Here is a 16,281-nt window from a genome sequence, read left to right as displayed (position 1 = left end):
ACATCCAAACGGCATATCAAAGAGAGTTTTCAAAGAGGTACGTCAATGCCTATCATCACACCCTGATTGCCTTCAAGGTTACGAGCAAAATAATTTCCGTTATGGTACTCGGCAATCAACCGCACGATATAAAGCCCCAGGCCAAGATGACTCTGTTCACTTGATCGATGTTTTTCGCGCCGGTTCGACACCATGGATGAAAATAATTGTTCAGGATCACCTTGCGGTAGCGGCTCCCCCAGATTACACACACTTAATTGCAATCGCCGGTTTTGAAAGTTTAACTCAACAGTAATTGCCGTTTTACTGATTGAGAAGTCGCGCGCATTCGACAATAACTTATCCAGTAACTGAGCCATTAATTCTTCTGAGCTAGTTATACTTTTAGGCTGTCCTGTGACGGACAATAATAATTCATTATCCGGATACAATGACGCACAAGCCTTCAGATAATTCTCAACAAAAGTGACCAAATCCAGTTCTCTCGATGTTGCTGACAAGATACTTTGCTCAAGTCGCGACGCTTCCTGCATACGGGCAATCATCTGGCTCAGTCGATCAACGCCCTGCTGCGCATTAATTATGGTTGTTCGCGCTTGTTGTTTATCCGTCATATCCTGATGCTCGAGCTGCATAAGAATGTTATCAATGGAAGAGCGCACTACCGCTATTGGCGTTCTTAATTCATGAGTTAACCGGGCCGACAGTTTTTCCATATACTCATTGTATTCTTTTAAACGCCGACTCATGGTGGAAAAGTTTTGACTCAAAGCGCCAAGCTCATCATTCGATGGATCCGCTTTTATGGTACTGACGACGCGGCCATGCACATCAACCGACTCAGTCGTCTGTTGGCTCAATCGCATAATGCGCCTTGTTAATCTTGAGGCTAAAATAATTAAGGTAACGATCACCACCAATAAAATCATCAAGCTGGTATTGACGTAAATATTCATGGCACGGCGTTGTATCATTTGTATTGCTGCAACGGTTTGCTCAACGACCACCACACCGACAACAGAATCTTTATCCATAATCGGATAAGCCACCAGTGCAATGGCTGTTTCTGCGCCCGGTACCGATTCTAGCGTACTGCCAACTTTGCCATTTAATGCTTGCTTGACTTCGGGTAATGTTAATTCTATTGCCCGTAATCGGGGATCAATAAAATCACTCACTGGCGGTGCAAATAAGAAATGGATGATTGGGTTGACACCAACCAGATCGACATTTGTACTCAAGCTGCCTTTTCGTGCCTGCACCTGTCCTTTGGCATTTAATAACCAAACACGTTTACCATCGCCTAACGCCAAACCTTCGAGCGTTTTTTCCAACGCTTTATTCGGCCAGATCAATGGATTAAAACCGGAGTTTGTACTCGACAGTCGCTCCGTCTGATTGGTTTTACTGTTTACATTATGCACATCAACGCTTATCCCCTGCCAGTCAGACAGCAGTGGTAACTTAACTTCCAACTGATAACCGTTTGCACTTTCCTGCCATACTGCTTCCGAGATCCAGACATTTAAACCAGAACGACTGTTAATAAAGGGTTGAATTCTACCGGCACCGACCGGAGAAAAAGTTAACGAAACACTTTGCTGTGAGGAATTTTGCAGCGACACTATAATCTGATCATTTAAAGAAAAGTGATCAACCACTTCGCGATAGACAATATCGGGATCATCCACCTGAATATTTATAAAAAGATAATGTTCATCACTGGCCACGTTTGCACGAAACTCGGTACCTTTTTGCTCAAACTGACGCGAAAAACCATCCAATGGCAGCCAGTCATCAATAAAGCCATCGATGGTTAACCCTTGATCAGTGGACGACACATAAAAATAAGGCGTTTTGCTATTGTCCTGTTCTGATGCCTTGGCTGATGAGTGTGCTGTTGATAACGATTCTTTTGGTAACGATTCTGTTGATAACGATTCTGTTGATAGCGGCTGTGTCGATTTTTTTGATTGGTGACTGTATAAGTCAGATGAGTTTAGTTGCCCTGATGATGACACGGTAAAAGCAATGGCTGAGGCAAAACTGGATAAGTTATCGGTTAAATTATCAACCAGAATATCTTCCAGCTGTTTTAAAAAACCAACACTAATAAATGGGATCGACAACAAGGCTATTGAAAATAACAATAACTTTTGTTTTAGCGTCCAGAAGCGTTTCATACCCGTCAAAAACAGCTCTCACCATTATCTATATTGTGTGTTATTTAAAAGCATACACTCATTATTAGAGTGTGTTTATCTTGCCGTTGTTATCAGCAGGTTCAATTAACCGCTTTATTCACTCTTCCAGCGATAGCCCATGCCATAAACCGTATCAATGCAGTCGAAATCAGGATCGAGTTGACTGAACTTTTTTCGAATGCGTTTTATATGAGATGTAATGGTAGAGTCATCAACAATCACATTTGCTGTTTCCATTAATTGCTCTCTTGAACGGACATGCCCCGGATTTTTAACCAGCGCATGAACCATCCAGAACTCGGTAAGAGTTAAGTCAACCATGTTTGACTTCCAGAAAACTTTAACCCGATCAAGATCCAGCAGTAACGAACCGACTTCTAACTGTTCACACTGTTCTGCTTTTAAGTTCATGGCTGAAATGCGACGAAACAGTGCAGACACTCGAGCCATAAAGTGCGGCAAACTGATGTCTTTGGTGATGTAATCATCGGCGCCCAGTCGTAAACCGGAAATAATATCAAAATCCGAATCCATCGCGGTTAAAAAAACAATCGGCAGACTATCGGATTGACTTCGTAACCAACGGCACAATTTAAAGCCACCTTCTGGCTCATCACCCAGGCTCACATCAAGTATGGCCAGGTCAGGCAACGGTGCGGTCAACTGACGTTCGGCTTCGGCCACCGAAGCATAAGCGTCAACCTGATAGCCATATTTTTCTAACGCTTGCGTATAGTTCTCTCGGATAACCGCTTCGTCTTCAACCAGTGCGATTCGCTTTGGCACCTTTTACATCTCCAGTTTTGACCAATGTTTGATTCATTATGCCATGTATTCACTGTTCCAACAGTGCCTCATCTTACATTGCCATATTGTTGCCACATTTCAGCAAGGCTTCATCAGAATTCAACCATCAGAATGTCAGTTCAATTGGTTTTAATAAACCTGTGCCAAGCAAATAGCACACAAGCAACCCGTCACACGGACAGCAATCATCATTCGATGAATTGGCATAAGCCAGGGACGGCACTTTAAAACAGCTAAACCTTAATAACAGACACATTTTTAACAGATTGAAAGAGGAAAAGACAATGAAAAAAGCAATCGTAATTAGCGCTATGGTAATGACCGCTCTGTCACACACATCATCGGTTGAAGCGAAAAATGCAAGCACTGAAGAAAATGTAGGTGTTGCGAGCGGTGCACTTGTTGGTGCAGCAGCGGGCGGTCCTGTTGGCTTCATCATCGGTGCTGCCATTGGTGGGCTGGTTGGATCGGAAGTAGAAAAAGCCGATCAGGTTGATGGATTAAAACATCAATTGTCGGAAGCCAGCACTAAACAGTCTCGCTTGCAACAAGAAGTCAATGCGTTAAAGCAACAAGTCGCCATGAGCGAAACCAGTAAAACACTGGATGGCTCAGAAATGTTGCAAATGGATTTATTATTTCACACCAATGCCACAGGATTAGATGATGTGGATCATAAACGAATTGAGCAACTGGCCAGTTTTTTAAAACGCTACCCATCATTAGCGGTTCAACTGGATGGCTTTGCCGATCCTCGTGGAAAGCAACAAAAGAACCAGGCGTTATCGGAACAACGAATAGAAACCGTCAAACAACAATTGATCCATCATGGTATCAATGAAGAAAGAATTATTGCCCGTGCATTTGGTGAAAGTCGCTCAGTAGCAACAAGGGGTGATCTTGACGCCTACGCATTGGAGCGACGGGTCAGCATCAGTTTTCATCCACAACAGGATCAATCATTTGCTTCGAATCAATAAGTTTATTGATAATCATTAATGAGCAATACCTGACAAGATCATTCTTTACAGGGCATTGCGTGACAGAACAACGAATACATTTTTGCAACCCGGTTATTTTATAAACTTACTACTTTATAGACTTATTAGAGCGTGTTTATCTTTCATTATTTGAGATGCAGGAGGTTATTTTATGTCACAACAAGGCAGAGGGAGTGATGAATAGTTATTCTATTTGAATGACCGATAACGCAGTTGTGACATAAAAGACCCCCTGCCCGAAGGGTTGAGGCCAAAATTAAGCCATTCTTTGTTGAGAATTTCTTATTTAGAATAACTAAACTTCAAAATTCACGCCGCGATTGGCTTAATTTTAGCACTCAACATCTCAAATAATGAAAGATAAACACGCTCTAGTTTACAAACCTTTTATGCGATGAATTCAATAATCCATCGTGACTTGTCTCCAACCCTTGGGCAAAGTGTCCACCGATTATGTTTCACCGGTGGTATCTGCGCCCTTTTTTCGTTAGGCTTGCCATCATCTTCACCTTAACTGTAAAGACTAGCAGCATACTGCTTTGTCAAATACGATTATCGTAGTTTAAATTAAAAATACAGAGTCACTTATGGATGTTGTACAGTTTTGTCTTAAAGAACATATCAAACCAGGTGATGATCTCTATTACGCATTACTTTATTCAAGAACCAAGAATCCCCATCAACTGGTTGCTTGTACGTTATTTCAAAGCATTTTACACACCGCCATGACTATCGAAGATGGTAGCGTGCGAGTGGCAAAGCTTGGCTGGTGGTCAAATGAGCTTCAAAATGCGGATTCAGATCATCCGCTGATCCAGTTTATGTATCAACAGAATCATAAAAGCTGGTTAACTCAGGCCATGTTGCCGGTGACAAATCGGCTGCTTAAGCACCCTTCTCTGCTAGCACTCAATAATCATAGCTTTGTTGAAACCGTGGCAGGACTAGCACTAATGTCGGCGATGGGAACAAGGGTCGATGTCGAGGTTTTACAGAATGATTTTATTGAAGATAATCCTAGTATTGAAAATAACTGTTCTATTGACAATCATGCATCTACCGAAAAGACTTTCTCCAACCAACGTCTACAGCAGTACGCAAAGGCTGTTTTTCGTTTCTGGATGTTAAAGTCAAGTTTTGCCTTGTCGGCAAACAACGCATTGAGTATTCCGCCAACAGCCGAAATGATTAACAGCACCCTGCAACGATTGAAAAGCGAAATTGATGGATTATCAATAAAAGACTCTCGTTCGAATTTATCGCCTGCCTGTTATAATTATTTGCATTTGATCAAACAATGGTTATCACTTAATCAATACGATAAACCGCTTGAAAATCATTTCAATCACCAATCTGACAAACCGTCAGCACAAAACACCCCACTTTATGAGCCGGGCCCATTACGGAAACTTTTCAAGGTATGGCTTGTTCACCACTTTACTTTTATCTAGACCGTGTCTGGTTCGCATTTATGATCAATATCATCCAGCTTTCATTGAGTAAAATCTCATTGATCCAACTATCATTAAACCAATGATCATTGAGCAAAACCTAGAATGAGTGCTATACCAAATTGAGTGTTATAGATAGAAAGCGTTTCTAATGCATAAGTGATAGAATTTGTATTTATTGGTATTTCTGTTAATCACAAAATTTGAGTGTGTATATGAGTCACGACTTTAAACCCCAGGCAAACAGCTTAAGCAATAAAATTATCATGGTTACCGGTGCTGGCGATGGCATTGGTCGTGAAGCGGCTTTGCAATACGCCAAGTTGGGTGCAACCGTTATATTACTTGGGCGAACCACTGAAAAGCTGGAAAATGTTTACGACGAAATTGAAGCGCTGGGAGCTCCTCAGCCAGCGATAATTCCGGTGAACCTGTTACATATGTCGCCTGAGCAAGCGCAACAGATCGCAGAAACCATTGAAACCGAGTTCGGCAGACTGGATGGGCTACTGCACAATGCCAGCCAACTGGGCGATTTGTCTCCCATCGAAACCTACGACATTGAAACCTGGCAAAATGTTATGCAGGTGAACGTTAACGCAACCTTTTTATTAACCCGCTTTTTAATCCCCATGTTACGGGTTGCACCAGCAGCATCAGTAATATTCACCAGCTCCGGTGTGGGCAATAAGGGTCGAGCTTACTGGGGCGCCTATTCGGTATCCAAATTTGCTACCGAAGGTCTGGCGGAAGTACTGGCCGATGAACTGGAAAATACATCCGTACGGGTCAATATCATCAATCCGGGCGCCACCCGCACCAATATGCGCGCCAAAGCCTATCCCGCTGAAAATGCTAACAACCTAAAAACACCCGAAGCCCTGATGCCGCTTTACAGTTATCTGATGGACGATGCCAGCCAATCCGTCACCGGTCAGCGGTTTAACGGATAAAACTTTTTGATTTATGGGCGGCAGAACTCTGCCGCTCTTTTATATGGCTCAGGTGTCAAAACTGATACTGATCAAGTTTCAACCATTTAATCAAAGGCTTTATAAGTCAATTTTTTGACTTTATTCAATACCCACCAAATCAAACCACCTCTATCACTTTGTTTTTATTGATATTTTTAACATAAAATAACTTTTGGCACGGAAATAGCTTTAATCCTTGGTATATTTTTTTATCAAGACGATTAAGTTTATGAATGTAGCGCACCGAAAAACAATCAGTTCCGAAGCCACCAAGCTGGCGTATCTGGCTCCGCACATGGATACTCCAACAGAAGATCTGTTGGCCGCCGGACAATCATTGTCGTTCAAGCTACAGCAAACCCTGGATGTTGAAGCCTTACTGGCGTTATTTTGTGAACAGGCCAGTCATATTATTCCTTGCAGCAGCGTTGCCTTTCGAAACGATGAACAATCATTATTTATCTACCATGGCGATAAACACGACTTTACCTGCCAATACACATTAGAGCTTGAAAGCGAGCTACTGGGACAGGTGGAATGCTCCTCACATAAAGCCTTTAGCGAAACCGACTTAATGCGTCTTGAACACCTGTTAACGTTATTATTGTTCCCTTTACGTAATGCCCTGCTTTATCATCAGGCGGTGCAAATGTCGCAACAGGATCCGCTGACGTTACTGCCAAACCGTGCAGCTTTTAATAAAGCCATTGACACCGAAATAAGCCGGGCATACCGACATAAGCATGGAATGTGCATGCTTGTAGTAGACATTGATCATTTTAAATCCATAAATGATACCTATGGTCACCTGGCAGGCGATCAAGTGCTGCAACAAGTAGCGCGTTCGCTTGAATCGTCAGTAAGAAAAGAAGATATGGTGTTTCGATATGGCGGAGAAGAATTCGTAATATTACTCAATGCAACCAATTTACCTAACGCCCGATTAACCGCAGAACGCATTCGTATGGAACTTGAAGCCAAGTCAATGAAGGGCCTCGAAGTCAATCTATCGGTAACCGCTAGTGTTGGTGTTTCCGAATGGCAGGACGGCGAGCAGGCTAACACCTTGTTTCATCGAGCGGATCAGGCACTCTATTCTGCTAAGCAAAGCGGCCGTAATCAGGTAAAAGTGGCTTAATGTCTGCAGAATCAACATTGATACAATCAATCATGCTTAGCCTGTGTAACCGAATCAATTAAATCTAATGATTCATAATTACTCGTTTACCTTTCGTATGCTTAAAACCTGTATACAATTTATCCGTAGGCTTGCTGCAATGAATCAATCGATATTCGTTGCTCTTATTCTTATAAGCTGTCTGCAACTATTATTATTGTTAACGCAATACTCGCATCTGTCTTTATTTTCCATGCATTCCCATTTGCCCCTGATCGCACTGACACTGGTTCCTCAAGTCAGCGCAATCTTGTTGCTATGCATCTGGCGCGAGACTCACCTGTTAAAGCGAAGTTTTCACCAATCACAACATTTACCCATTCCGACTGCTCCAAAATAAATCTATTTAACGGTTAAATACGTAGATCATTATGTAGCTGATAAATCAAACACCTGTTGGCTTATAACTATATTCAGCTAATGTTCAGTAAGAATTTACAAGAATCGACCCTAACGCTTAGAATACACGTTTTATAAAATGAACCATTAAGACTGTATAACGGTTTAAAACCTGTTTAATGGTTTAGGTTCTTCATCACACTCAGACTTTCCTGACTTGGGGATAATTAATGGAATTTCGCTCAAAAATCGGCCACTGGATTGCTGATTTAGCCATTCGTAAGACACCACTGGTTCTGTCCATTTTAGTGATCATTATTGTGGCACTGGGCTATAAACTGGATAATTTTCGTCTCGATGCCTCTGCTGACTCATTATTACTGGAAAATGATCCGGCATTGACCGCCTATCGTAAAACTTACCTTGAATACGGCAGCGATGATTACTTATTCCTGTTGTTTGATCCGGAGGATGAGTTATTTACCGAAAAGAATCTGAAAAACCTGGCAGATCTACAAGAAAAAGTCGTCAAACTTTCATCGGTACGATCGGTCACCTCTATTCTCGACATTCCACTGTTTGATCCTCAGGAAACCGACATATTTACTGTCGAACAACAAACAACCACATTGCGAGAAGGCAAGTTCGAGCTCGACAAAGCAAAAGCCATATTAACCAGTAATCCCATTTATAAAGATTTAATCATCTCAAAAGACGGATCACTGACTGCCTTGCAAGTTAATCTGGAAATTCCTGATCAATTAAAAAACAGTATTCGGCAACTGACCGAATTTCAGGTAGCCAATGCAGAAGGCGAACTTTCTCCTCAGCAAATTGAACAGAAAAATCAACTGAAAACCAAAGTCAGAACTCAGAACGAGCAATACAGCAAAGTTACCCAAAAAACCATTGATGACATTCGCGCCATTATTGCCGAAGGCCCTAAAGATACCCGACTGTTTTTAGGCGGCGTTCCCATGATCGCGAATGATTTGATGGAATACGTTCAAAGCGATCTCACCATTTTTGGTGGTCTAATTTTTATTATTCTTATTTTGATCCTGACCCTTATTTTTCGACAGCTGCACTGGATAATTTTACCTCTGAGCATTTGTACTCTGGCCGTATTAAGTATGGTTGGCGTTCTGGGCTGGCTAGACTGGCCAGCAACGGTTATATCGTCAAACTTTATTGCCCTACTGCTGATCATGACCATGTCATTGACCATTCATCTTATTGTTCGATTTAGAGAATTAAGCTTAAGAAACGATCAACCCTCTGTTGCTGAACGATTAAAACATACCCTAAGTACCATGTTTATGCCCTGCTTGTTCACCGCACTAACCACTATGGTGGCCTTTGGCTCGCTGGTTGTGAGTGACATTCGTCCGGTTAAAGACTTTGGCCTTATGATGTCTATGGGGCTTGCCATTGCCTTTGTGATTGCCTTTATTACCTTTCCTTTATTTGTACACTTAACCTATAAATCTCGCAAAGAAACGGCTTTGGAGTCGAAATTAACCGAGTTTACTTCTGCACTGGGTCGATGGACGCTAAACAACAACCGCTTTATTATGCTGACAGCATTGGCCATTGCAACCTTCTCGATCACTGGTTTGTTCCGTTTAAGCGTTGATAATAAGTTTATTGATTATTTCCGCAGCAGTACTGAAATATATCAGGGCATGAAAACCATTGATGAGCAACTTGGTGGTACTACGCCACTAGATATTGTCATTAAAACCAAACCCTTGATTAAAACTCCCGAATACAATGAGTTTGACGATGGCTTTGACGAGTTTGAGTCGGACGAAAAAGAAGTACCAAAAGTGTTCACTCAGAATGGTGTAGAAACCATTGCTGAGGTTCACAGTTATATCGAACAGTATTCGGTCACAGGCAAAGTATTATCCCTTACCTCAAGTTTTCGACTGCTTAACAATTTAAATGGCGGCGAACCACTGGATGACTTTTTGTTGGGTTTGTTTTACAAACGCATGTCAGCGGACATTAGCCGCCAATTAATCGATCCCTACCTAAAAGAAGATGGTTCCGAAATTCACCTGAATGTTCGAATGATAGATTCACACCCTGAATTAAAACGCAGTGAATTTTTAAATGATTTACACAGCTACTTTCAAAACAATCTTGAATTGAGTAAAGAAGACTACGCCATAACCGGCATGTTTGTACTCTACAACAATATGCTTTCGAGTCTGTTTGACTCACAAATCAAAACCATTGCGACGGTGTTTCTTGCCATACTCATTATGTTTATTTTTATATTTCGCTCTCTAACTTTGGCGGTTCTTGGTTTGATCCCGAATGCATTGGCCGCCACCATGGTTTTAGGTGCAATGGGCTGGTTTGGTATTCCACTTGATATGATGACCATTATGATTGCGGCCATTGCCATAGGGATTGGCGTCGATAATACCATTCATTATATTTTCCGTTTTCGACGTGAATACGCTAAAAATGATAATTATGAAAACTGTGTTCAGGCGTGTCATGACTCCATTGGTAAAGCCTTATATTATACTTCGCTTACGGTAATAGCCGGATTTTCTGTGTTGGTGTTTTCAAACTTTATACCAACCATTTACTTTGGCGTATTAACCAGTATCGCCATGGCAACGGCACTGCTTGCAAACTTAACCTTACTGCCCAGACTAATCCTTTGGTTTAAACCCAATATCCCTGCATTAAACAACGATAAATAAAGTCTTTGGTTTCGTAAGAGACCACTCTCAAAAAGTAAAAAAAGAAGGCCGGTTGGCCTTCTTTTTTGATTTTGATAAATCGACTTTGATCTTGATAAATCAATAACCTTTAGTCATTAACGACCCGATGTAAAGCGCACACCCAATAACAATCTGTCTTGCTCAAACCATCGCTCGCTTTCCAGAGTAATTGCAAAAGTAGGAGTCGCATAAAAATGAAGGCCCGCAACATAGCCTCCTCTATCAATATCCGAATCAGCAAAATCCGTTTGATTGTATTCCAATGTTAATTCAAAACTTTGACTTAACCGACCGCGCCACCCCAGGGAATATTTGGTCAGGTTATCAGACTCCCCTGCGGCAGGCTCAAAATCAACTTTATGATAAGCCAGATACATGGAGGCATCCGGCGATGTTTGCCAATGAAAACCGCCACCGAGCTCACGTCTTGAATAACTGGTATCAAACAAACTAGCAGTATCAGCGTCTTGATCCATTTCCGTTTTACTGCCGCTCAAAAACACACCTTGTTTGATCGGTAGTTGTATGCGAAAAGTTTCACCGTTAAGTTCAGACTCATCATCTTCGGAATACGCCAGATCAATCAATGCCTGATGCGGTTGTGTCGAGCTTGCAGCAGTGGATATTAAACCTGCTGCGAAAATCATGGTTAATTTATTGTTCACAAATACTGCCTCACAAGATAGGACGGATAAAATCAGCCGTCTTTAATTTATTTTATTATACGCCGTAAGCAACTTTTGCGGAATATACTGCTTTTGCGAAACATACTGCTTATTCGGAACATTATTCCATATTCAGAAAATACTGCTAAATGACGCTTATTATTGCCATAACACCCACTGCTATCAAGGTATTCTGAGCTTAATTTTAATTAAGTTGAACAGCCATTCAGCTTAACAGAACACGGATGAAAAAAACTCAATTACAACCTACCAATACAACGGTTTCTTATTGTTGTTTTATCCCCTATAATGCCTGCATTGCTCTCGGGGTGCCCCGGTTTAATGGCAACATTAGATTGGAAGCTGAGATGTGTTTTAACACAAACCCGTAGAACCTGATCCGGTTAGTATCGGCGTAGGGATGAGTAAGGCTTATTCAGCCCGATGATGTCCATTCAGAACTCTTTATCACTGTGAATAGTTCATCACTGAATCAAGCACCTCTGAAACACCTCCCTTCGCCTCGCAAGCCCATTACTGTGAGGACAAGACATGAACAGCAAAGCCAATCTAGATAAGACTAATCTCAACCAACAGCAACCGCATTTGATTACACGGGATCCTTTACCGGCGAGTCAAAAAGTTTACGTCGCATCCGACAGCCACGACGACGTTTCGGTTCCTATGCGAAAAATACAATTAACCGATGGCTCATCGGTCACTTTATACGATACATCAGGCCCTTATACCGATCCTGACGCAGCCATTGATGTGCACAAGGGTTTGCCTGATGTGCGCAGTCACTGGATAGAATCAAGAGACGACACTGAACATTATGATGGCCGACCTTTAAAGCCGATTGATAACGGCCATGTGAGTGAAGAAAAAGCCTTCCAGTATTTTAATGAAGCCCTGCAACGCCAACCGAGACGTGCAAAGCAAGGACAAAATGTTACTCAATTGCATTACGCTCGCAAAGGCATAATCACACCAGAAATGGAATACATCGCCCTGCGTGAAAATCAAACACGTGAAGCGCTAAACAATGAGTTTACAACGAAAGAGCGTAATCAACGCCTGTCAGGCAATCCGATGGGTGCCAATATTAAACCCGGCTCGCTGGAGCCAATAACCGCAGAATTTGTTCGCCAGGAAGTGGCCGCTGGTCGCGCCATTATTCCCGCCAATATTAATCACACCGAGTTAGAGCCCATGATTATCGGCCGTAACTTTTTGGTAAAAATTAACGCCAATATTGGCAACTCGGCACTCACCTCAAGCATTGAAGAAGAAGTTGAAAAGCTGGTTTGGTCGATCCGTTGGGGCGGCGATACGGTTATGGATTTATCCACGGGCAAACATATTCACGCCACCCGCGATTATATTGTTCGTAACTCTCCCGTTCCCATAGGTACGGTACCCATTTATCAAGCGCTTGAAAAAGTAAATGGCGTTGCCGAAGACTTAACCTGGGAAGTTTTTCGGGATACGTTAATTGAACAGGCCGAACAAGGCGTCGATTATTTTACCATTCACGCCGGGGTGTTATTACGTTATGTGCCTTTAACCGCCGATCGGGTAACCGGTATCGTCTCTCGTGGCGGTTCGATTATGGCAAAGTGGTGCATTGCTCACCACAAAGAAAACTTCCTGTATACGCATTTTGAAGATATATGCGAAATAATGAAAACCTACGATGTAAGCTTTTCATTAGGCGATGGTTTACGCCCGGGCTCTTTGGCTGACGCTAATGATGCTGCACAATTTGGCGAGTTGGAAACACTCGGTGAGCTAACCAAAATAGCCTGGGAACATGATGTTCAAGTTATGGTGGAAGGTCCGGGTCATGTGCCAATGCACATGATTAAAGAAAACATGGATAAACAACTGGAACATTGCCATGAAGCGCCATTTTATACGTTGGGTCCATTAACCACCGACATTGCTCCCGGTTACGATCATTTTACCAGCGGTATTGGCGCCGCCATGATTGGCTGGTTTGGTTGCGCCATGCTGTGTTATGTAACGCCAAAAGAACATTTAGGACTGCCGAATCGTGATGACGTAAAAGAAGGCATCATCACCTACAAGATTGCTGCGCACGCGGCGGATATTGCCAAGGGACATCCCGGCGCACGTTACCGTGATGACTTATTGTCAAAAGCCCGCTTTGAGTTTCGTTGGGAAGATCAGTTTAATCTTGGACTGGATCCTGATCGCGCCCGAGAGTTTCACGATGAAACGCTGCCAAAAGACTCCGCCAAAGTGGCCCACTTTTGCTCCATGTGTGGTCCCAAATTTTGCTCCATGAAAATCAGCCAGGAAGTACGGGATTATTCTAACGAGCAAAAACAATACATCGAACAGGGCATGCAACAAAAGTCCGATGAATTTAAAGCCAAAGGCGGCGATATTTATGTCAAACAATCATCATAATAAATCGCTTCTAAACCATTTGGTTTTGTAAGCACTTGTTTTTAGAAAACAGTTATATTTGAAAGCAGTTCTATTTGAGAGCAGTTATTTAAAAATATCTGTGAGTAAACAATACAGTGATTAAAATTAAACAATGAATAAATCCAAAACGGAGCATTACAAGATTGCCATTGTTGGCGCTGGCATTATGGGCCGGCTGCTGGCATGGCGGTTGTTGTGTGATGGTCATAAGATTACTTTGTTTGATAAAGATCCTGTAGAACAAGGCGACGCGGCTGCGTTTACCGCAGCTGGCATGTTAACGCCCTTCTCAGAAATAGAAACGGCCGAGTCCTTAATTTTTGAGATGGGCATGCAATCATTAACACTTTGGCCAGACTACATTAAACAATGGCAAGCCAATGTTGGTTATCAAAATACCGGCAGCCTGATAGTTGCCCATGGATCGGATCGTGCTGATTTACGACGATTTAATCAACGGTTATTCAGCCAGCAAAACCTTAAACCTCTGATTCAGCACTACCAATGTGTATCGTTAAATGCTCAGCAGTTACAACAGAAAGATCCCGAGCTCGCTGAGCGATTTGACTCCGCGACTTTCCTGGCTAATGAAGCCTGGTTATCACCAACAAAAGTAATGGCGGTGTTAGCGGAAAAGCTACAACAACAGAACATTCAATGGCACAGTAATTGTTTTATCCAGTCATTATCCGGCAATAAAGTGAACACATCCAGTCAGAGTTATTCTTTTGATAAGGTGTTTGATTGCCGAGGCATTGGTGCAAAATCTGACTGGTCGACACTTAGAGCAGTTAGAGGCGAAATCATTAAGCTTTACGCACCGGAAGTCTCAATTAAACATCTTGTTCGACTGATGCACCCAAGGTATCGATTGTATCTGGTTCCGCAACCTGAACATCACTATCTGATTGGTGCAACACAGTTAGAAACAGAAAGCTGCGCGGCTATTACGGTACGCTCCTGTCTTGAATTGCTGTCTGCAGCCTACAGCTTACACAGTGGTTTTGCCGAAGCGAACTTGATTGATAGCCGGGTTAATGTAAGGCCGGCGTTAAACGATAACTTGCCTAAAGTTTTAACCAAAAATTCACTTATAAGAATTAACGGATTATTCCGTCATGGTTTTTTACTGGCACCAGCCATTGCAGAAGAAATCAGTTATTGGTTACAACACAATAAGACTAATAAATTTGCAACGCTTTTCTGTGAAGACAAATGATGATTTTTAATGCCAATAACAAATCAACTATTTTACGATTGTTTTTTATACTTTTTTTACAACAGTAATTTAAATGACTAGAAGCAATTAACTCAATAAGATAAACATCAGATAGATTAAACATTATGAGTATTTCAATCATCTATAACGGAAAACAAACATCCCTGAACAACTCACAGTTGTTAGAGGCTTTGCGTGAACTTAATATTAAAAACGAGCAATTTGCATTGGCCATAAACGAAACCTTTGTTCCCAAAAGTGAGTATTCTACTATCACTCTTAAACACAATGATGCACTTGAAATACTGACCCCGATGCAAGGTGGTTAAACAATCTATTAAATACAAATTATTTTGGAAAGACTATGTGGCAACTTGCTGACAAACATTTGAACTCACGATTGCTGATTGGTACTGCTTTGTACCCATCACCGGAAATAATGATGCAGTCGATTCAAGCCTCCGGTGCCGAGGTAGTGACGGTTTCTTTGCGTCGACAAAACCCTGAACAACAAGGTGGTCATGACTTCTGGTCTCTGATCAAAAAGTTAAACGTTAATTTACTGCCCAACACAGCAGGCTGTCATTCAGTAAAAGAAGCCATTACAACCGCACAAATGGCACGAGAGCTTTTTGCCACAAACTGGATCAAACTAGAAGTTATTGGCGACGATTATAATTTACAACCGGATCCCTTTGCCCTTCTGGAAGCCACCAGAGAATTGATCGCTCAAGGATTTGAAGTATTCCCTTATTGCACCGACGATCTGGTATTGTGCGAAAAACTGGTTGAAGCAGGTTGTCGTATTTTAATGCCCTGGGGCGCGCCCATAGGTACCGGAAAAGGGTTGATGAACCCTTACGCCTTACGAACCTTGCGTCATCGATTGCCAGATACCACACTTATTGTTGACGCAGGTATTGGCTCACCTTCCCATGCGGTACAGGCACTTGAACTTGGTTATGATGGTGTTCTGTTAAATACAGCCGTGGCCCAGGCGACGGATCCGGTTAGAATGGCAACCGCCTTCTCGCACGCTATACAGGCAGGTGAATGCGCGCAACAGGCCGGAATTATGCCAGAGCGTGATTTAGCACAGCCGAGCACACCAACGCTGGGTACCCCATTCTGGCATCAGGCTCCGTAAATTAAACTATTGAAGAAAACGATTAACGATAGAAATTAACGTTTAAGTTTAAACGCAAGCGAAAAAGTTTAGACCGGCACATCACAGACTCAGCAC

General features: G+C 42.2%; 12 protein-coding genes and 1 riboswitch. Of the genes, 9 read left to right on the top strand and 3 right to left on the bottom strand.

Translation table 11 applies throughout. The annotated features are described in order from the left end of the window. Window positions 1-29 precede the first annotated feature (29 nt). Entirely contained in the window at window positions 30-2,183 is a 2,154-nt protein-coding gene (locus C8D97_RS09315) for an ATP-binding protein (RefSeq protein ID WP_109763508.1), read from the bottom strand. Between the two features lie 114 nt (window positions 2,184-2,297). Beyond that, complete coding sequence (gene pdsR, locus C8D97_RS09310; protein WP_109763507.1) at window positions 2,298-2,990, bottom strand: proteobacterial dedicated sortase system response regulator; 693 nt, start codon at window positions 2,988-2,990, stop codon at window positions 2,298-2,300. 305 nt (window positions 2,991-3,295) lie between these two features. On the opposite strand from pdsR, the gene C8D97_RS09305 reads away from it, so the two are divergent. The 5 genes from C8D97_RS09305 to C8D97_RS09285 all read left to right on the top strand — a co-directional run bounded on the left by C8D97_RS09305 (window position 3,296) and on the right by C8D97_RS09285 (window position 10,676). Further along, entirely contained in the window at window positions 3,296-3,991 is a 696-nt protein-coding gene (locus C8D97_RS09305; RefSeq protein WP_109763506.1) for an OmpA family protein, read from the top strand. A gap of 608 nt (window positions 3,992-4,599) precedes the next feature. Further along, window positions 4,600-5,463 carry a hypothetical protein gene (locus C8D97_RS09300; RefSeq protein ID WP_109763505.1) on the top strand — a complete coding sequence of 288 codons (864 nt, stop codon included), beginning with the start codon at window positions 4,600-4,602 and terminating at the stop codon, window positions 5,461-5,463. Window positions 5,464-5,678: 215 nt separating this feature from the next. Beyond that, a complete protein-coding gene (locus tag C8D97_RS09295) occupies window positions 5,679-6,416 on the top strand; it encodes a YciK family oxidoreductase (RefSeq protein WP_109763504.1) in 738 nt (245 codons plus the stop codon). A gap of 250 nt (window positions 6,417-6,666) precedes the next feature. Then, window positions 6,667-7,575 carry a GGDEF domain-containing protein gene (locus C8D97_RS09290; RefSeq protein WP_109763503.1) on the top strand — a complete coding sequence of 303 codons (909 nt, stop codon included), beginning with the start codon at window positions 6,667-6,669 and terminating at the stop codon, window positions 7,573-7,575. Window positions 7,576-8,183: 608 nt separating this feature from the next. Continuing rightward, window positions 8,184-10,676 (top strand): efflux RND transporter permease subunit, encoded by a 2,493-nt coding sequence (locus C8D97_RS09285; protein ID WP_109763502.1) that lies wholly within the window; start codon window positions 8,184-8,186, stop codon window positions 10,674-10,676. A 116-nt stretch (window positions 10,677-10,792) separates the two neighbouring features. On the opposite strand, the gene C8D97_RS09280 is transcribed toward C8D97_RS09285, so the two are convergent. Next, window positions 10,793-11,362, bottom strand: coding sequence for a hypothetical protein (locus tag C8D97_RS09280; RefSeq protein WP_109763501.1), 570 nt, complete (start codon window positions 11,360-11,362; stop codon window positions 10,793-10,795). A gap of 315 nt (window positions 11,363-11,677) precedes the next feature. Continuing rightward, window positions 11,678-11,801, top strand: a riboswitch (TPP riboswitch). Between the two features lie 113 nt (window positions 11,802-11,914). Between C8D97_RS09280 and thiC the strand changes: the two genes are divergently transcribed. The 4 genes from thiC to C8D97_RS09260 all read left to right on the top strand — a co-directional run bounded on the left by thiC (window position 11,915) and on the right by C8D97_RS09260 (window position 16,185). Beyond that, window positions 11,915-13,798, top strand: coding sequence for a phosphomethylpyrimidine synthase ThiC (thiC, locus tag C8D97_RS09275; RefSeq protein ID WP_109763500.1), 1,884 nt, complete (start codon window positions 11,915-11,917; stop codon window positions 13,796-13,798). A 133-nt stretch (window positions 13,799-13,931) separates the two neighbouring features. Beyond that, window positions 13,932-15,038 carry a glycine oxidase ThiO gene (gene thiO, locus C8D97_RS09270; RefSeq protein WP_109763499.1) on the top strand — a complete coding sequence of 369 codons (1,107 nt, stop codon included), beginning with the start codon at window positions 13,932-13,934 and terminating at the stop codon, window positions 15,036-15,038. Between the two features lie 125 nt (window positions 15,039-15,163). After that, window positions 15,164-15,367, top strand: coding sequence for a sulfur carrier protein ThiS (gene thiS / locus C8D97_RS09265; RefSeq protein WP_109763498.1), 204 nt, complete (start codon window positions 15,164-15,166; stop codon window positions 15,365-15,367). 35 nt (window positions 15,368-15,402) lie between these two features. Continuing rightward, window positions 15,403-16,185, top strand: coding sequence for a thiazole synthase (locus tag C8D97_RS09260; RefSeq protein ID WP_109763497.1), 783 nt, complete (start codon window positions 15,403-15,405; stop codon window positions 16,183-16,185). Window positions 16,186-16,281 lie beyond the last annotated feature (96 nt).

The sequence above is a fragment of the Pleionea mediterranea genome, assembly GCF_003148745.1.
GTDB classification, from domain to species: Bacteria; Pseudomonadota; Gammaproteobacteria; order Enterobacterales; family Kangiellaceae; genus Pleionea; species Pleionea mediterranea.
This window is presented reverse-complemented; position numbering and strand designations above follow the sequence as displayed.